Origin of the sequence: Bacillus sp. 007/AIA-02/001 (assembly GCF_004634455.1) — a bacterium.
GTDB classification, from domain to species: Bacteria; Bacillota; Bacilli; order Bacillales; family Bacillaceae_G; genus Bacillus_A; species Bacillus_A cereus.
Map to the genome: position 1 here is coordinate 50,531 of NZ_SEIY01000005.1, position 19,586 is coordinate 70,116.

The window sequence follows — 19,586 nt, forward strand, 5'->3', positions numbered from 1 at the left end:
TAATAATTACATAATGAATATTACCTATTATGCAATTATCCTCTCACTTCATGAATCTTATCCTTGTATATTTCAAACCACTGTTGCCATTCATCTTTTGAAAATTCTTTCTCTTCTCCTTCTAAAACGTAAGAAAAAAGATTTAAACAAATATGCCAACCAGCTATATCTCTCGGTGTATGATCTGTTAATTCATGAATGTACTCTTTAAGGAATAAAAGAGTACTATTTTCCTCTTTATGTATTTCAAATCGGACACGGTCTTTATCCCAAGTAAATTCAAGTACTGAGTTTAGTTGACACTCTAAAATATCAATGTTTATGAATGAACCGTCCATCATGTCGAACTTTATTATTCCACCAGTTTTAAGGCTTTCAATCTGTAAATTGGACATCCATTTTTTCAGCTTACTGTTTTCTGTTAATACAGACCAAACTTCCTCTACCGTATATGGAAATTCGCGTTCAAATTTTACTATATATCCACCAGTTAGTTTCCCAATTTCAGCTATCATTTTGATTGCCTCCTCATATAGAATATATGTTCTCATTTTATTTTACAAGAATATAAATATAAAATAAATATTTATGTCAACGAAGTGTTAATTTAAAGTGAATGACGCTGAGAAAAACTTAAATATTTTCTAAATCGAGTTATATAGTATTGAAAATTAAATATAGATTTACGTACAAATAAAAAAGCCGCATTTGCGACTTATGAAATCATGGGATTAACTCCTTTTTTGGTTAAATGATTAGCGCTTAATCGCATCGATAATTAGCGATGGAAAACCAAGTTTATCGCCTTTATTTCTAGAATCATACCTTTTCGAACGGAAAATAACACCGTCGTTTGCATCCCATTCGTTGTAATAAAACTGACCATTTTCATCACAATATTCAAGTAAAACTACCTCGAATCCAGCAGTTTCAAACATTTTCGTTAATGTTTTATAATTATGAACGATTTTATGACTTGCTGCTGGATGATCTTTCGGACCGGGTCCCCCTATTTGAACTATATTTTGATATACCTCATCCTGAAAGAATGCATCAGGGACTCCGCACCGAATATGACCAGATGGTTTTAAAAATTCATAACAGATTTCAGCTGCTCTTACACCTTCTTCAAAAGTAAGGTGTTCCCATACATGCTCAGCTAAAATAGCTGAAATAGAGTTGTATTCAAATCTTTCTTCCCACGTAGCTTTATCTAGTAAGTTAAGTTCATCTTCTTGCGTTTGAATCCAGCCTGGATTATTATTAAACACTCCAGCTCCGACAACTACTTTAATTTCGTCTTGTTTTATTGCCACCATGTTCACCTCTTAAACATTTTAATTCATTAATATATTCTATGTTTACTATTATCCTTCCTCCTTCAACAAATGTAGTAACATGAGTCCAGTACAATACCGAACTCATGCCCTAAAAACTCTCTAACGCAACAATCTGTCTAACTCTATAAAATTAGTTCATAATATACGATTTTTCTTACAGAAATATAGCACACCAAACATTAGCATAATACCAATTACGTAAAAAATTGTTGTTCCGCTCCCACCAGTATTAGGAATTACCCAATTATTCTTCGCATTTTTCACTGTTATTTTTTGTGTCTTTACTGCTTCTGTAATTTCTATTTCTATTGGATCTCTAAGTAACATGTATCCGTTCGGTGCTTTTATTTCTTTAATCGTATACTTTCCAATTGCTAATTGGTTGGAAATTACCTTTCCTTTTTCATCCGTTATTAATCTACTAAGTTCTTTCCCTTCTTTATCTAACACTTGAAATACAGCGCCTTTTAGCTTTAATTCACTATCCTTATCATCAACTTTTTCAATTTCAAATTGCCCAGTCGGATCTGGCAATTTCTTATTTTCTATTTTAATTTCTACTACTGTATCTTTTTCTATTTTTACAGCTATTTTATCTTTTAATAATTTATAACCTTTAGGTGCCTCTATTTCCACTAGGGTATAGTTTCCTATTGGTAAGTCCTTTGATATCATTTCTCCTTTTTCATCTGTTATTAACTCTCCAACTACTTTTCCTTTTGCATCTTCTATATGAAACTTTGCCCCTGCTAGTTTTTTATTTTTATCACTTATGTCTACTTTCACAAGCTTCATTTTTCCCATTGGATCTGGCAATTTCTTATTTCCTATTTTAATTTCTACTTCTGCATCTTTTTCTATTTTTACAGTTATTTTATCTTTTAATAATTCGTAACCTTTAGGTGCTTCTACTTCCACTAAGGTATAGTTTCCTATTGGTAAGTCTTTTGATATTACTTCTCCTTCTTCATTTGTTACTAGTTCTCCAACTATTTTCCCATTTAAATCTTCAATTTTAAACTTTGCTCCCACCAATTTTTTATTATCATTATTACTATCAACCTTTTTTATTTTTACTTTTCCTGTACTAGGCTTGTTCCAATGTTTCCAGTTAAATTTGAAATTGTGAAACTCAAATCCACCAGTTTGTTGTACCGCACCAACAAATGCTTGTCCATTAATCGAACCGCCTTTTGTTTCTAATACAGCATTGGGAGCAAACACACTCCCAACTACACCATATCCCTCTGTTGTAATTTTTTTCGCATTTGGAAAAACCCAAATCATTTTCCCATATAGCTCAGTAAACGGGGAATTAGGCGAATATGGTTGTGATGTAGGAACTATATCTGTAGCCTTTCCAATATTGTTCGTGTCATATAGAATAGACCCATTTTTAAATGTAACCTCTATTGCATCTGAATACATTACAATAAAATCTTTGTCCTTAGCATTAGGCAAAAATACATCTCTTATATCTAAATTAATTTTCCCTGTCAATTCTGATGAAACATAAATATTAGGATTGTTTATATCTTTTCCGATTCCATGACTCATATTTGGAATTGGGGTATTCGTTTTATATTGACCTGCATTTTTACTGACTTGGTTCACTATATTGCGAAATTCATTAAATTTCGCGTCAATTTCTAGTTTTTCTTTATAAACGATACGATCATAAGAGGATTGTATGATGCGATCTGGATCACTCTCTTTTGTCATTACGACTATTCCGTTTTGAATGATAAAAGATTCTTCTCTTGATTTTTTTAGTTTTCCAGACAATAACAAGGACGGATATCCCTCATCAACCCATTTTTCACCTACTATATTAGATGTTCCTGCTGCTGCACCTACAATCGTATACCCCGATGCATCCATATCACCTTGAACTGCAATTGCTCCTTCAATGTCGCCACCTATTGCTTTATGGTTACCAAAGACAACAGCATTATAACGCGATATATCTCCTAGACCTTCTAAGGTAGTCGTGGATCCATATGCTTCTTTTGGTACATATACGACAAAACTTACACTTAACATTAACAAAACAATAAAATGAATACTTACCAGCTTTAATCGTAGCCTCAATTCCTTTGTTCCCACCTTTACCGTATTTTTTTTATAATCGAATAAAATGAATTTTTATTAATGATGATTTACTTCATCCCCTATATACCGTCTTTACTTATCTTTGAATTTCCGGTCCCACTTCCCATTAATGCAGGATAAATACATTCTATCGAGTTAACTTTTTCTTATAAATTACGACTAGAAGCACACATAACAATAGGATTGTAACTATTACAGTCCACTTATTAAATATAAATATCTCTGTACTCACTTTTTGTTTTTCTTTCTCGTTTAACTCCACGCGCTCACCTCGAACTAGCAATCTATTGGTGTTTACTCCATAAGGCGTACACGTAATTAAAGTTGTATAATCTTTATTTTCTACAATTTGTAGATCGTCCGTTTCATGTGGTAACACTACCTTAATTTGATCTACTTTATAAGCAAGAACTTTGTCTAAAGAATGAATATAAAAAAGATCTCCTTTGCTCAACTTATCTAAATCTGTAAATAATTTTGCTGATGGTAAACCACGATGCCCTGTTAAAATAGTATGCGTACTTTCTCCACCTACCGGGAGCGAAGAAAAATCTAAATGACCTATCCCGCGACCCAATACTTCCTCAGAGGTCCCTTGATAGATTGGCAGTTTTATATTAATTTTCGATATTTCAATATACCCCATTACATCTCCTAAATTTAACACATCAGCATACGCTTGATGATTACTTTTTTTTTCAGAAAATGGATCTGTAAATGTTTTCGCAGAAGTTTGAACTTGTTTATTATATTCGGCTGCTTCTTTTTCCCTACGTTCGACTTCTTTCTTTTGTAATGCTTTAATCTTCTTATCGTAAGAGCTAATCTCAGAATAATGTGCACGAGTCGCCAACCAATTACTAATAGTAGGATATAAAAAAATACCTAATCCAAATAAAAAAATACCCCCCAAAACAAGATTTCGTTTCATATTTCCACCTCTGTATATGCTTAAATATCGAAAAGAGGGAAGCATTTTGCTTCTCCCCTTTTCCCATAGTTACATGTTCCTAAAATCTTAATTTCTAGCAAACTTTTTTCTAAAGAAAACAAATGCCGCTGTAAGCATTAACGTAAGGCCTATTACAGTAAAAAGAGTCGTTCCTATGCCACCCGTTACCGGAAGAATCCATCCACTTTTATTATTTTCAATCGTCAATTTAACCGTTTGATTATTTTCACTAATCTTTACATCAATGGGGTCTTTTAATAATTGATAAGATGCTTTTGTACCATCTTCTTTTGTATATGTTGGTGCTTTCGTTTCAAAAATTTGATAGTCTCCATATGGAATGTTAGACCATTTAATAACACCATTTTCATCTGATACACCTGTTACTTCTTTTCCTGCTACGACAACTATTTTTCCATTATTATCTTTAAGTACAAACTCTGCACCTTTTAATTTATTCTTATTAGCACTATCAATTTTTGTTAACTCAATTATTCCAGTTGTCGGAATAACAACTACAGGTTTAGATTCCTTTTCTCCAATTACATCATTTTTATTTGTAAAATGTATTTTTGCTGTATTTAAAATTTCCGAACCAGATGGTACTCCTTCTTTTACTTGGGATTTAATTTGCAAATGAAATTCTTTTTTACCATCTAATTTTGTGAAATCTTTTACTGTAGCTGTTACTTTTTGACCTTCTATAGCTACCTCAACAACGTTTGCATTTACTTCTGCTCCATCAATTTTCACGATTGGCTTTCCTTGAATCACTAAACGATTATCCAAAGTATCTGTTACCACATATTTTTTGTATTCCTTAATGTCTTCTGGAATTAATGTTTTAATATCATAATTATAATTAGTTAAAGGGTTTATTGGTAACGCTTCCAATTTTCCGTTAATTTTTTTATCAATTGTTGGTTCTTCATTGTTTTTCACTTCTATTTTAACTACTGTACCAGAAGTAATAGTTCCATCTTCATTAATTGTTCCGGAGTTCTTAACAAAAAACTCACGTTTAGTTGGATCTATTACGTAGCCTTTCGGAGCTTTTGTTTCTTGGAAATAGTATTCACCATACTCCAATCCTTGCACGCGAATATGACCATTAGCATCTGTTACTAACTCTTTTTTCACTTCTGTACCATCTTTTTTAAATAAAGAGAATACTGCACCTGCTAATGCTTTTTCATTTACACCAGTTTTTATTAAATCCACTGCACCACGTTTAATCTCATTTTTGGGATACATGTGAACATCATAGTTTAGCACCTTACCCTCTTTATTCGTTAATGGGATATCCACTGTATACGTATTGGGATTTAGATTAACATGTGGAGGTCCTGCCACTTCTTTCACCTCATAACGTCCTAGCGGAAGATCTTTTAATACAGCTTGTCCGTTATCATCTGTTACTACTTGATTTGGAGTGTCTCCCATTACAGGTTTCACGTCTTCTTTTACGATTTTCCCATCGTTTGAAATTTTTTCAAAAGAAGCAACCCTTTTCACTTCAAACGTTACACCTTTTAATGGTTTCACATCTTTTGGCACCTCTTGATTTGCAGAACCGTCACCTTCTAGTCCCTGCGCTCCATCTTTTTCTTGTTCATACTTATGAATCGTTAAAGTACCTTTAGATGGTGAATCTGCCTTTACTAATACACTAGACCATGTAGAAAATGTTAAGAATAACACTAAAAGCACACTAAATATTTTTTTCATTTCTCTTATCCCCTTTACTACTTCTATCATTTTAAAAATTTCTTTATTACTATTACCTTCTTAAAAGCAATAGTGTGCCAAGTATCAGATTTAAACGAATAACATAAAACATAGTCGTCCAACAATCCATTGTTTACAATCACTTATTCACTTTTCTTATCTTCTATTATTACGTTGTCTCTCCACATGATATATGTAATTTTCTCCCCTAAATTACACGTATATCCCTATTTCAAGAATCATTACATTTGTTACATAATAGCTTTCACTGCTAATTTCGACTAGTCACTTACTGTCAATCTATTCATATCTCACTTCCTATCCCTATTTAAAATCCAATCTTAATCATTTTTTAATACATATAAGTAATAACCAACAAATAAGTGTGACGATTCATATTTTACGTTACTGTCCAAAACTATTACCTGTATATTCAAATAATATGTGCTATTCATGTTAAATTATGGTATTATTCTTAGAAGTTTATAACTTTTATTTATATTTTTTATTGATAAAGGTTTTCCGTATCTACTTATGAAAAAGGAATATATGTTTATTTAACTATTACGCATAACTGTAAGGAGGAAGAATATGACTAAAAAACTCAGTCTAGTTGAGATAGAGTACATTTGCAATATGTTTTTTCAATCTTTCGAAATTCCAGTTTGTTTTTTAGATTGTAACAAAAATATTCTTTTAGAATTTAAATCCAAAAATGATTCACATTCGTTATATACATCAAAAATAGAACAGTTACATATGCTTTTTCAGAGAAATGATACATATAATTCCCCCATCTTCAGAACTCACGAATATCTAGGGCACTTTATTTTAATTCACATAAAGAGCGATTATATGGTGAACGGTACTGTTATTATTGGGCCCTTGACACATGTAAATTTTTCTACAAGTAAAGCGGATAGTAACCTTAATTTTATTCCAAATTATAAAAGAACAAGAGACCATTATTTTTCATTGTCAGTCAAAGATCAAAATTTCTTTGTAAATATAGCGATATTGTTCTATAACATTCTCTATAAAAAAAATTCAGATGTAAGCACCTTTTCAAAGAACAGTGACTCACTTCATATAAGTCATAGCAGCATCTTAAACGAAGATGTATATATTTCAATGCAAAAAGACGAATCCATTTATCATAATTTATATATAGAGCAGCAACTACTTAGTTCTATAGAAGACGGGGATAAAGAAACCGTCCTCAAATATTATTACGAATTCCAACAAGAGACTCTTTCATCTTTATCTTCATTCCATCAATTAAGACGTCATAAAAACATTTGTATTTCATCCATCACGCTCGCTACTAGATATGCGATAAAAGGGGGACTTCCATCTGGGATTGCTTACAAAATTTATGATTTACATATTCAAAGAACAGAAGATTTAAAAGACAAAGAATCTGTTTGGGATTTATTAAAAAATGCTTTTTGTACCTTTGCAGACCGTGTAAAGGCACAAAAAACACAGCAACATTCACAGACTATTGCTATTTGTAAAAACTACATTTTTAAAAATATTTACAATCCAATATCTGTTAAACAACTTGCTAAATTTGCAAATGTGAATTCAGATTATTTATCTATATTATTTAAAAAAGAAGTCGGTATTTCATTAATTGAGTACATTCAACGTGAACGAGTCGAAGAAGCAAAGAAATTATTAACTTTCACCACCTATCCCTTATCAGATATATGCGCTTCGCTTAATTTTAGCGATCAAAGTTATTTCACTAAAATTTTTAAAAAATTCACCAATGAAACACCTGGTAAATACCGAAAATCTCATGTTGTCATTTAGAGTGACACTTCCATTAAAACAAAGTGTTTTCAGTAACTTATCAATGGCAAATTAGAAGTACTCCTATATTCATGAGCTATAGGATTTATACTATTTTCAAATTAAAAAACACGTTACTATTCTTTTATTTTAATGAGAATAGTAACGTGTTTTATATGTAATATAGTTCTGTAGACAGAATAGTATCCAACTGCAAATTTTTATAAAAGCCAAATGTACCGCTTAACTATTAAAATCTTAATAAGTAAAAAATCCATATTTCGTTTTATTTACTTTCTACTTTATTTCTTTTGAATACTGAACTCTTTTCTTCAAACGAATGATCCCTACTATTATTTTTGTATCTTTCTAAATTTGCGAATCAAAGTGAGTACTGTACCTGCAATAATCATCAATATGCCGATTGCTGCACTGTTAGTTGTACTTACACCCGTCTTTGGCAGCTCCTTATATGTATATTCTTTTTTATCGGTATTACTGTTATTTGAGATATTATTGTTATTTGTCTTATTAGCAAGACCATTAGGTTTGCTAGTTTCTTTATCTTTCACTAATACTTTTTGTATCGTATTTACCTCATTACCCACGGAATCTCTTACACTATATATTATTTCATAAATACCGGCTTTATTTGTATCTATAGTTCCTTCATACGCTACTTTAGAAGTAAGGTCACCGTCTTCTTTGTCAGTAGCTGATACTCCTATCAACGGATCAAATTGATCACCCTCAGTAATTGAAGTTGATGCAGGTACTTTTAGTATTGGTTTTTCATTTGTAACTTCTTCTCTAACTTTAACCGTTACAGCTTGTTTCGCCGTTACTTCATGACCTTTAGAATCTGTAACCGTGTACGTTAATACGTAAGTACCGACTTTAGATGTATCTACTCCACCAGCAATTTTTACTTTAGAAGTAAGATCGCCGTCTTCTTTATCAATAGCTTTTACTTTTATCATTGGATCGAATGAATCTCCTACATGAATTGTCGCTCCAACAGGCACTGTTAATTTAGGTTCTAAATCTAATATTTCTCCATTTCCCTCTACAATTACAGTCTGTGTAGCCGTTGTAGTTCTCCCTTGGGAATCAACGACCAAGTATTCCACAATGTATGTACCTGGTTTTGAAGTATCTACATCGCCTTTATGCTTTACTTTATTTGTTAAATCACCATCTTCTTTATCAACAGCTTTTACATTTCTCATTGGATCAAACGTATCACCTACACGTAGTGTAATCGTAAACGGCACAGTTAACTCTGGAGCTTGGTTTTCTGCTGTTTTTTCGTTTTCTTTCACTGTTCCGGTAATTTTTGCAGCATCAAAAGCATTTTGGACTGCTTGAACTTCAATTGAGCTCGTTCCATATTTATTAGTTGCCACTTTAAGGCATGCCAATTTCAATTCAGAGAAATTAGAAGTCATGTTTAATTCATCAGTATTTGCATAATAGAAAATATCAAACATTTTATCTTCACCAATACCATTTACATTTACACCGTTATGAGTACCACCTTGTGCAATTAAATACGCAACTTTATTAATAATACTTGAGTTAAAATGAACGCCTCCATAATCCTCTCCATTTAAATCATTATATTTACTATAATCATCGGGATACGGTAGTCCTTCTGAAAAATTAATTGCAGTTGGATTTTTCATATTACGAAAAGTCGATCCAGTTTGCTCTCCTATTGTCCAGTTAAATTCCCCATTATTTATGTATTTCTCTATAGCCGTTCCCATAATATCCGATAATGCCTCGTTAATTGCCCCAGATTCTCCTGAGAATTCAAGGTTAGATTCACTTGATGTAACTGCGTGTGTAAATTCATGACCGGCTATATCGAACGCTTTTACCATAGGATCTCCATATAAAAGCATACTGATGTTATTAATATTAGTACTAAATGCATTCTCCCAATTTTCAGGATCATTTGTTCCTCCAGAATCCCATGCATGTACAACTGAAACTACTTTTTTTCCTTTATTATCAAAACTATTACGATTATATTTTTCTTTATAAAAATCATATACCTTTGTTGCTAAGAAATGAGCGCTTACCGCCTTTGGATCATTAAATGTTGTTGAAGCGCTAGTTGCTAGTATGCCAGGATAATAACTTTCTTCATTTGTAATATCTCTATAATTTACATCATATGTCTCAATTCCTTGCCCTCTTGTGTAATCAGCAAGCGCATAATTCCCACTGGTCTGTTTAGAAATACCAAATGTACGAGTTACGCCTAAATCATCTTTTCCTGTTCCAGTTAATGATGTGAAATTGCTAGTTTTATTTTCCTTAACGGATTCAACATACTCTTCACTTATTTTCAAACTTGATTCTTGTACCATATCTTTTAATATATCGCCATTATGAGCATTCACTAAATAAGTTCCAGATACATAATTTGGTGTTGTAGCAGCAAATGTAACTTGATATGCATTGCTAGCCTGCCCATGATTTTCATCAACAAAAATAACCGCCTTAACTTCTGGTTCAGAAATAAATTTAATGTCGTTTCCGTACTTTTTATAAATATATTGTTTCGCTTCTTCTTTTGATAAATTAATAGGTTTCTTTAAATCTTCTTGTGTTAAATTTTGTGCGCTAGCTCCTGAAATGCTTTTAATAATACCTTTTTTATCTACGTGAGCAGTTAACTGGTGGCCATACACTTCTTTTCCTTCATATATTTGTTGCATGCGCACAAGTGTAGTTCCATCATAAGAACCACGTTTTTGAAGAACCTTGTAATCTACTCCTGTTTCTGCACTAACTTGTTTTGGAGACAAAGCATGCTCCGTATTTTCCTTAAGTGCATCTTTCACTACATTCTCTGGCGCCTTTTTTGATGGTTGTGTAAGATCACCTGTACGGAACGAATCCTCTTGAATTTCAACTTGCATTTGACCAGGTTCCTCTGCATGACCTACTCCATATGGTGTTACACTTGTTAAAACAAATCCTGTTGTTAATGCAACTATAGCTATTTCTTTTTTATTTCCCATGGTATTTACCTCGTATAAATTTCTATTATTTATATGAAACTGCTAAAATGTATACAATCTATTCCTAACATAAAAAGATGACTTTTGTAATCTACAAAAGCCACCTCTTCAATATATAATATCCCTAAAATGTTTTTAATACATAATTTCTATAAAAAAAAGAAAAAAGCATTCATTAACGAGCATTTTGCAATACTTTTATTAGGTCATTTATATTTTCAACTTTCTGCTGAAACTGATCAAATCTGTTATGTAGCGATGAAGGATTTTTATCTTCAGTTGAAATAACTTGTTTTAATTCATTTTCTAATTTATCATACATATCAAAAAAATTATCAAATTCTACACTTACAAGCTCTTCATTTTCGCGATAGAATCTTTTTGCTTCTATATAAGTCATATATGATTTATTTAAAAATCCTAATGAAATTAAATATTTAGAAGTGTTTTCTTGATAAATAGCAATATCACATGCTATTTTAATATCAGAATAAGTCTTTTGAACGAGACAATGCAATTCAAAAATCTTAAACTTTAATCCATTATTCATTTCATCCCCTCCCATCGTATCTATTCTACATAAAATTAGAATATTATACAAAGAAAATTATTAGCATAAAATTGACAATTTAAAAAATAACTTAAGGATAAACAAAATCCCTCTCATTATAAATTATAGTTGCGGAGCATTTACCAACATAACAGCAAAATAAAAAACGAAAAGAATAAATCTTTCCGCTCTTAGAGTAATAAATACATTTCATATTGCGCTAAAGAATTCTTTTCAAATCCACATTTCTTAAAAAAACCCTCTAATAAATTATTGTTAGGAAACCCAATTGATAAACTTGATAAATTTAATTCTTCTCTTGCTACTTGTAATAATTTCATCCCAACACCAATATTTCTATAACCTTTGTCTACGAAAATAAAACTAATTTTACCTTGTTCAGTTACGCATAGAGAGCCTTTTAAGTCATTATCAACATATGCACCATAAAATACATTATTTGTTTTTTTGATATAATCAATATCATTTTGCCAATTTATATGGAAGTTTAACCATTTCTGAATTTCATCTTTAAAAGTTGGAAATTCTAATTGTTTTACTTCAATATCCTTACAAACTTTATTCTTTATTTTAGTCAAATCATTTAAATTATAATAAGAAAGATCGTACACTTTTTCATAGCCCAACTTATTATAAAAATGAATCGCTCGGTCGTTTCCTACAATGACTTCGAGAAAAAGTTGCTTACATCCATGTTGAATCGCCTCTTCTTTATGCAGTTCAAATAATTTTTGACTCACACCAATACCGCGGTAATTAGGATGAACCGCTAATGTTCCGCAGCGCATAGTCTTTATACTTTCATAATCCTTTATGCCACCTAGTATTACGCCAACAGATTTGCCTTCTTCTAAAGCAAGAAAAGAATGTTCTAGCAAATTACCTTCTGGTCCCAAAAAACGTTGTATAAAATCCTCTTTTGAAACCTCCATCTTAATAATGTAATCTGAAAATCCATCTTTAAAAGCTTCATATACTAAATCAATATTTACTTCACTACACCTTTTATATTGAATCATATAAAATTGCCCTCCAACTGCTTATATTAAACTCAACGTGTACCCATATAATATATTCCATCTATTATAAATTTCAGCTCTTAATTTGAAATGAGCGGACATTTCCCTACATATAACTCACTATTGATTTGTTTTATAACAAACTATCTATTATTTACTACATTAACCTCATAAACACGTAAAAAAGCAATTAAATGCTCACATGCTCTTTCACATGCTAGCATTTTAAAGATTTTTTGTTCTTCTTTCGTTTTATCATTTGCTTGATCTGAAGCAGCTTTTAAACAGAGAAATGGTTTTTTATTTATTTGGCATACATAGGCGAAAGCTGCTACTTCTTGATCAACTGCCAATGCTCCATATACGGTATGGAGTAAATATCTCATTTCTGAACTACGAATACGTTGATCTCCTGATAAAAATGTACCGAAATGTATCGGATCATACGATCGTATTTTTTTTATTCTTCTTACAAGTGATTTTGTTGTTTCAATAGGTGCTGTTCTACCGTTATATAAATTAAAAACATCTTCTCCTGAACCAGCAGCAGTAACATCATGTTGTATTGCGTTTAGTGCGACTACAATATGACCGTTTTTCACCTTGTTTGATAAACTTCCGCATATTCCTGTCATAAACAACTCATCTGGCTGAAACTCACTAATTAACAATTGTACACAACTAGCGCAGCTTACTTTACCGACACCAGTAACAACTGATATAATTTCCAGCTCATTAATAGTATGAAAATGAAATTCCCAAGCTGCTCTTTTTTCAACACGTTCACTTGGATAATGTTGATGCAAATACGTCAGTTCTGGTTCCCATGCAGAGACAATTGCAATACGTTTCATTACACGCTTCACTTCCCCTATTGTCATTTAAATGAGTTATCTATACTTTCTCATTCATAATCTAGAATCCATTCTTTATATTTCTTATATAAATCTCGTATTATTTCTTTATTCTTCGCAATTACTTCACATCCTCTATCATCATACATAAACATGACAATATCTTTCGTTGCATTTATGAGAAATACATTTGGATAAGAAATTTCTTTTTTTCGTCCAAATCGAGGATATAAATCAAAGAAATCCTCATGATTAGCAACTTGTATAAGCGATTCATATTTAATATGTTCCGCAAGGCATTTTAAAGAAAAATGATATGTACAATATAAATCTGCTTCTTCATCTTCAAATAAAAACGGTAACGTTTCTTATCTTATATGAAATCTTAAATCTCTTTTCTTAATATATTTATTGTATACATTTATTTTCTGTGGAGTTTTTATATTTTCCTTTTTAAATCTATAAACATTTGTCACTACAAACACTACATCTTCTTTTGAAAATATGTCTTCAAATAAGAATTTATTATATGTATATAGTTGAGAAAAGTATTCCGTATTTAAATTGTCGGTTCCTTCTACAATTTGATATTTATCTTTTCCAAAATCAAAATGCAAATGATTTTCCCACTAAGAATATAAGTAGGGTACTAATGTAACTCCTGGAAATGTTTGATTCATATATTCTTTTAATTGCATTTCCTTGTCCTTTCTACTGTATAATTCCTTTTAAATCCCAGTATGCTTCTTCTAGCCACGGATGTATAACTTTCAATGTATCTTTCCTTTCCCACAAATATGAAATATATACAAAAGCTGCTTTTTCCAAAGATTTTTCCAATCCTTTTTTTATTTCTATTAAATATGGTGGTGTCCCTTTTTGATTCCATTCTATTTTATCTGCAACAAATAATACTAAATCCATCTTCGTTGCATGTTTACGCAACGTTGTGTGGCAACAAATTGCATTTAAAATCTCTTCATCTTCTACTTTAAATATTTCTTTTGCGATTACTCTCGATAGTTTTTGATGAATGATCATAGGAAACTTTCTTTCTGCTTCCACTATTTCTACACCAAATTCTTCAGCAACTGCAATCCGCTCCTCGTTCGGAAAAATGCCACTAATATCATGTAAATATCCTGCAATTGCTGCTTTTTCTTTATCTACGTGAAACTTTTCTGCAATCTTTTTTGCCTCATTTGCCACACGAATTGAATGTTTATATGTAAACTCTTTATTATATTTTAGTAGAAAAGCTTTAATATCATTTTCTATTTTTCCAGTTGGAGTAAATGAATATATATCATTACATAACATAGAAAATCCCCCTTATAACTACCTTTCATTATAATGTAGAATCTAAATATCTTTGTTATTTTATATTCGATATTAATCTTTTTACTCCTTTTTAATACGTTACATGAAATTTTATACAGAATCATCGCTACAAGTACATAAATGTTTGATATTATAGTAATGTTGATGATTTGTAAGGAAAGGAACTACACAATGAATAAAAACATATTAATTATTGATGATGATAAAGAAATTGTTGAATTACTTGCTGTTTATTTGCGAAATGAAGGCTATAACATTTATAAAGCTTATGATGGCGATGAAGCATTGCAAAAGGTTTCTACATATGAAGTTGACCTTATGATTTTGGATATTATGATGCCAAAGCGAAACGGTTTAGAAGTTTGTCAGGAAGTGCGTGAAAATAATACTGTACCAATTCTAATGCTTAGTGCAAAAGCAGAAGATATGGATAAAATATTAGGTCTTATGACAGGTGCCGATGATTATATGATCAAGCCATTCAATCCATTAGAATTAGTAGCAAGAGTGAAAGCTTTATTACGAAGATCATCTTTCCAAAACGCTACTTCGCAAAAGAATGAAGATGGTATTATTCGTATTCGCTCTGTTGAAATACACAAACATAATCATACTGTTAAAGTAAATGGAGAGTATATTAAACTAACCTCTATTGAATTCGATATTTTATATTTGCTTGCAAGTAATACAGGAAGAGTATTTAGTTCAGAAGAAATTTTTGAACGCGTTTGGAATGAAGATGGTTACGGTTCAAATAAGACTGTAATGGTCCATATTAGCAACTTACGGGATAAACTTGAAACAGTAATAAATGGAGAAAAATTTATTCACACTGTTTGGGGAGTTGGCTATAAAATTGAGAAATGAAGCATTTGATATATTAAAAGATATCCCTAAATGGAAACTTATTTTTTGGCTCTTATTAGCTATCACACTCACGCCTATTACTGAATTAATTATTTATCGCCTCGTTACGAGTGTAATTGAGAGTTCACTTACTCTAACTGAACTCGGTAAAGAATTCATTCGAATTTTTGGTTATGAAAAGTATAAAGGGATTAAAGAATCGTTATGGATGATGATTGTATCTTATTTGTTTTTATTTTCTATTTTTTCATCCTATCTTTACATTTTTTATCGTCACGAGAAAAAACTTTACTATGAAACTTGTATTAAAAAAATGATAGAAGAAATTCGTTATATTGCAAATGGAAACTTCAATCATAAAGTTTCTATTGTAAATCATAATTATCTAGAAGAATTAGCAATCGGGGTCAATGAAATTGTTGAACAATTAAAAGTCTCCATTGATGAAGAAAGACAAGCGGAACAAGCAAAAAGTGAACTTATTACAAATGTATCACATGACTTACGCACTCCCCTTACTTCTATAGTTGGATACGTAAATTTAATCCATCATGATAATTATAGAGATGAAGTAGAATTGCGATACTATATTCAAGTCATTTACGATAAAGTAACTCGTCTTAATGCATTAATGAATGACTTGTTCGAATATACACGTGTTCAAAATAAAGAGTTAAGCTTGTATTCTGTTCCTATTGACATAGTAGAGTTACTTGGACAATTAACTGTTCAATTCCGTATACAATTTCAAGAAACAAATATAGAATGTCGACCTTCTTTCCCATCTCAAAAGCTCATGGTATTAGCTGATGGTGAAAAATTAGTGCGTGTGTTTGAAAATCTTATTATAAACGCTATCGCTTATGGAAGCGAAGGTCGCTATATTGACCTTACTGCTTATGAAAGCAATAATATGATTACAATTGATATAACAAATTACGGACAACCTATTCCTAGTACGGATTTACCTCATATTTTTGAACGTTTTTATCGCGTTGAGAAATCTCGCTCTACAAACACTGGTGGATCTGGACTTGGATTAGCTATTGCAAAAAGTATAGTCGAATTGCATAAAGGAACAATTGAAGTATATAGTGATGATGAAAAAACAACATTCACTGTAAAACTACTCCCATACAAATGTTAATATTATAAATAAAAAGTTCAATTTCTTATCATATAAGAAATTGAACTTTTCCAGTAATGCCCAAAATTTAATAATCCTTTATAATTCTTTAGAAATTCTTTACCTTTTCTTTCTTCCTAATTAAGCATTCCTTTTTACAATACTAGTATTGATGTCATAATAGGAGGATCGCTTATGCAATTCTTAAAAAAATTCGCTATTTTATTATTATCTTTTTTCATTACTGCACTTATCGTTTTATATTTTTACCTTTATGTAAATGGTCCGATTATTCAAGCTAAATCAGCTATTTTAATAAATGCTAATTCAGGTGAAATTGTTTATAAAAAAAATGAAGAAACTCCAGTACAATCAGCTGCTTTATCTAAATTAATGACAGAATATATCGTATTGGAGCAACTAAATGATAGAAAGATACAGTTAGATGACTTAGTACAAATAAGTAACGAAGTTTTCCGAGTAGAAACAAGCCCTATACAAGTAACATCGAATGATAAAACAACGGTTCGTGATTTACTTCATGCATTGCTACTGGCAGGGAATAATCGTTCTGCACTCGCTCTAGCAGAACACATTGCTGGAAATGAAGATAACTTTACAGTATTAATGAATAAAAAAGCAAAAGAACTAAAGTTATTACAACCATCTCCATTTCTAAACTCTACTGGAATTAATAATGATACAGATAAACAATCAACTACAACAGCGATAGACGCAGCTAAACTAGCAGCAAAATTAGTAAAAGATTTTCCAGATGTATTGAATATTACGAAACTAACCTCTTACCAATTTACCTTCAAAGATTCCCAGGTTTTCAATACGAATAAAATGATATATTCCCTTAATGAAAACATTAAACTTCAAGGTGTTGATGGCTTACAAACTAGTTTTTCAACTAACGGTAATTATAGTTTTGTCAGTACAGCAAAACTTGGAGATACTAGACTAATTTCAGTAATATTAGATGCAGATGAAGAAAACATTTCATTTATTGAAACAAAAAAGTTGCTACAGTATGGTTTTGATCCTTCCTCGTACTCTGCACTCCAAGCTTTTAAAGACGCCCTTACATCTTGGACAATATTGCTTCAGTTTAAAAATTTAATTATACAAACTATAATGATTTTTTTAATCATTACCACCTTAATGTTTTTACATATACGTCAGAAAAAATCCGAGGATTTCAATTAAGAAATCTTCTTATATATATAAAACCGACTTGCGCTTAAGATGCAAGTCGGTTTTTAATTCTATCATCCTCTTCAAATTTGCTGAAACTGGTTGCAAGTTTAACTTCCTCGCCCATACAGACAGCTGACCAATATGATGAATTTCATATCCCATTACATGTCTTAAAACCTATGTTTTTTGAGGCATACATCCATCTCTGTTTCCTTTCGTTGTGTTCGTTTGTTTAGTTTAAATGGGTTAATCTATTAATTCTATTAAATCCAACAATTGAACTATTACATTTTAAAGTTCTACTCATATACTATAGTAAATTACTAGAAAGGAGGTTTAACTATGGATAGTTGCGTTGTATTTGTAAACGGACAACCTTTTTTAGTTCTTTCAGTAGCTGGTATTGAAATTGCTAGATTAGAGATTTCCCTTCAAGTAGCATTAGCTCTAAGAGTGCTTGGGATACCAATCTGTGATTAATTACCAAATTAAAAGAAAAAGAGGGCATTAGCCCTCTTTTTTTATTTTCTTCTCACCTTTTCTTAACAACAAACAAAATTCAAATTTAATTAATTATAAAAAATTAAAGTATATGAACGTTACATGAAACACTTGTTAAGATAGCTGTCCTTCACACTATTTATTTCGCCGACATTATATAATCAAAGCACACAATGATTAACTTTTTATACGGCTTATTTTAAGTGTGCTAGCATTCTAGGCTAGATAATTATGACTGCAAAAAAACTTCAAGTTCTCGTTTATATAAATTAAATAACGCTTTCACTTTTTGAATCGATTGATAATCTTTAAATTGCTGTTCTCTATCTTCTTATCCTTGAAGAGCACTAATCCAACTATACTCTACATCTACAATATGAAATAATGTTTCTAAAATACCACCAGTTTGCAAAGTAAATCTTCCTCTGAAAGTTGTTCACACCACTTAAACCAATCATCTCTTACTTGCCAATTATATTGAAATAAAGTGTACACATTTATCTCTCCCTTACTTCAATTATCCACCTAACAGCATCTGTTATACATTTAACCATTGACAATCACTTCTCTTCGGCCAAGTTCCTCTACAGCGTGATTAATTATTTCACTTACAGATAAAGAACCATCCAATATGATATCTGAATTCGGCTTAACAGTATGAATTGCCTCTAAATAAGCTTTTCTCGCATATGTCATGTAATGTTCCAAATCATTATGTATTTCATCTATTGTACCCTCCTTAAAATCTCGCAAAATCCTTCTAGCCATCGCAATATCTAAAGGCGTATCAATAAATATAGTTACATCAATGAATTTTCGCATCTCACTATTTAAGTATGCAAAAGGATAATCTACAATAATATAGTCTAAGGTATTATTTTGTATAAGTTGCTCAATATCATGAATTAATGGTGTTAATACCCACTCGTCGTAATTCGCCCCATCATCAATCCATTTACAAATATCAGCAGGAGATTTATCAAATGTGTAACTATCAAAATATAGAGCTTTTGAGTTTTTAAACTTATGCTTTAATCTTTCTGTAATTGTAGTTTTACCTCCCCCCGAAACAGCTGCAATTGAAATTATTTTTGTTTTATTATCCACTATACCCACCAAACCCCTTTGTTAACATAATAT

At 31.1% G+C, this 19,586-nt stretch carries 17 protein-coding genes and 2 pseudogenes; 5 read left to right on the forward strand and 14 right to left on the reverse strand.

All coding sequences use genetic code 11. The features are described from left to right. Nucleotides 1–35: 35 nt before the first annotated feature. The 5 genes from ES895_RS13595 to ES895_RS13615 all read right to left on the reverse strand — a co-directional run bounded on the left by ES895_RS13595 (nt 36) and on the right by ES895_RS13615 (nt 6,132). Nucleotides 36–515 carry an SRPBCC family protein gene (locus ES895_RS13595; protein ID WP_070758156.1) on the reverse strand — a complete coding sequence of 160 codons (480 nt, stop codon included), beginning with the start codon at nt 513–515 and terminating at the stop codon, nt 36–38. Between the two features lie 240 nt (nt 516–755). Continuing rightward, nucleotides 756–1,319 (reverse strand): class I SAM-dependent methyltransferase, encoded by a 564-nt coding sequence (locus tag ES895_RS13600; protein WP_113710694.1) that lies wholly within the window; start codon nt 1,317–1,319, stop codon nt 756–758. A gap of 156 nt (nt 1,320–1,475) precedes the next feature. Further along, nucleotides 1,476–3,431 carry a SpaA isopeptide-forming pilin-related protein gene (locus ES895_RS13605; RefSeq protein WP_167754517.1) on the reverse strand — a complete coding sequence of 652 codons (1,956 nt, stop codon included), beginning with the start codon at nt 3,429–3,431 and terminating at the stop codon, nt 1,476–1,478. A 148-nt stretch (nt 3,432–3,579) separates the two neighbouring features. After that, on the reverse strand, nt 3,580–4,383 hold the full coding sequence (locus tag ES895_RS13610; protein ID WP_080296745.1) for a class C sortase: 804 nt from the start codon (nt 4,381–4,383) through the stop codon (nt 3,580–3,582). 87 nt (nt 4,384–4,470) lie between these two features. After that, entirely contained in the window at nt 4,471–6,132 is a 1,662-nt protein-coding gene (locus tag ES895_RS13615; RefSeq protein ID WP_095209574.1) for a SpaA isopeptide-forming pilin-related protein, read from the reverse strand. Nucleotides 6,133–6,723: 591 nt separating this feature from the next. Between ES895_RS13615 and ES895_RS13620 the strand changes: the two genes are divergently transcribed. Further along, the gene (locus ES895_RS13620) at nt 6,724–7,950 is read left to right on the forward strand and encodes an AraC family transcriptional regulator (protein WP_000162831.1); all 1,227 of its coding nucleotides are present in this window, start codon (nt 6,724–6,726) and stop codon (nt 7,948–7,950) included. Between the two features lie 332 nt (nt 7,951–8,282). Here ES895_RS13620 and ES895_RS13625 read toward each other — a convergent pair whose 3' ends face one another. The 6 genes and pseudogenes from ES895_RS13625 to yqeK form a co-directional block, all read right to left on the reverse strand. Continuing rightward, entirely contained in the window at nt 8,283–10,964 is a 2,682-nt protein-coding gene (locus tag ES895_RS13625) for a M4 family metallopeptidase (protein WP_135238412.1), read from the reverse strand. A gap of 175 nt (nt 10,965–11,139) precedes the next feature. Further along, nucleotides 11,140–11,514, reverse strand: a complete 375-nt coding sequence (locus ES895_RS13630) for a hypothetical protein (RefSeq protein WP_001059023.1) — start codon at nt 11,512–11,514, stop codon at nt 11,140–11,142. 191 nt (nt 11,515–11,705) lie between these two features. Then, entirely contained in the window at nt 11,706–12,554 is an 849-nt protein-coding gene (locus ES895_RS13635) for a GNAT family N-acetyltransferase (RefSeq protein WP_000617062.1), read from the reverse strand. Between the two features lie 143 nt (nt 12,555–12,697). Then, entirely contained in the window at nt 12,698–13,435 is a 738-nt protein-coding gene (gene mtnN, locus ES895_RS13640) for a 5'-methylthioadenosine/S-adenosylhomocysteine nucleosidase (protein ID WP_001987381.1), read from the reverse strand. A 23-nt stretch (nt 13,436–13,458) separates the two neighbouring features. Next, nucleotides 13,459–14,106, reverse strand: a pseudogene (locus tag ES895_RS13645) (DUF3885 domain-containing protein). Nucleotides 14,107–14,119: 13 nt separating this feature from the next. Further along, nucleotides 14,120–14,728 carry a bis(5'-nucleosyl)-tetraphosphatase (symmetrical) YqeK gene (gene yqeK / locus ES895_RS13650; RefSeq protein ID WP_135238413.1) on the reverse strand — a complete coding sequence of 203 codons (609 nt, stop codon included), beginning with the start codon at nt 14,726–14,728 and terminating at the stop codon, nt 14,120–14,122. 192 nt (nt 14,729–14,920) lie between these two features. Between yqeK and ES895_RS13655 the strand changes: the two genes are divergently transcribed. The 3 genes from ES895_RS13655 (at nt 14,921) to ES895_RS13665 (ending at nt 17,954) form a co-directional block, all read left to right on the forward strand. Further along, nucleotides 14,921–15,616: a response regulator transcription factor gene (locus ES895_RS13655; RefSeq protein ID WP_001038807.1), complete on the forward strand. Its 696-nt coding sequence runs from the start codon at nt 14,921–14,923 to the stop codon at nt 15,614–15,616. Then, on the forward strand, nt 15,606–16,763 hold the full coding sequence (locus ES895_RS13660; RefSeq protein WP_001243311.1) for a sensor histidine kinase: 1,158 nt from the start codon (nt 15,606–15,608) through the stop codon (nt 16,761–16,763). Before ES895_RS13655 ends, ES895_RS13660 begins: the two co-directional genes overlap by 11 nt. A gap of 174 nt (nt 16,764–16,937) precedes the next feature. Next, complete coding sequence (locus tag ES895_RS13665; RefSeq protein ID WP_001160052.1) at nt 16,938–17,954, forward strand: D-alanyl-D-alanine carboxypeptidase family protein; 1,017 nt, start codon at nt 16,938–16,940, stop codon at nt 17,952–17,954. A gap of 9 nt (nt 17,955–17,963) precedes the next feature. Here the strand turns inward: ES895_RS13665 and ES895_RS13670 are convergent, their stop codons facing one another. Then, nucleotides 17,964–18,107, reverse strand: a complete 144-nt coding sequence (locus tag ES895_RS13670; protein WP_002061417.1) for a hypothetical protein — start codon at nt 18,105–18,107, stop codon at nt 17,964–17,966. A gap of 180 nt (nt 18,108–18,287) precedes the next feature. Between ES895_RS13670 and ES895_RS13675 the strand changes: the two genes are divergently transcribed. After that, nucleotides 18,288–18,425 (forward strand): DUF3956 domain-containing protein, encoded by a 138-nt coding sequence (locus ES895_RS13675; protein WP_000376554.1) that lies wholly within the window; start codon nt 18,288–18,290, stop codon nt 18,423–18,425. Between the two features lie 256 nt (nt 18,426–18,681). Here ES895_RS13675 and ES895_RS29595 read toward each other — a convergent pair. Both ES895_RS29595 and ES895_RS13685 read right to left on the reverse strand, forming a co-directional pair. Further along, nucleotides 18,682–18,941, reverse strand: a pseudogene (locus ES895_RS29595) (DinB family protein); the annotation flags it as partial. A 51-nt stretch (nt 18,942–18,992) separates the two neighbouring features. After that, complete coding sequence (locus tag ES895_RS13685; RefSeq protein ID WP_000513265.1) at nt 18,993–19,562, reverse strand: nucleoside/nucleotide kinase family protein; 570 nt, start codon at nt 19,560–19,562, stop codon at nt 18,993–18,995. Nucleotides 19,563–19,586: the final 24 nt, after the last annotated feature.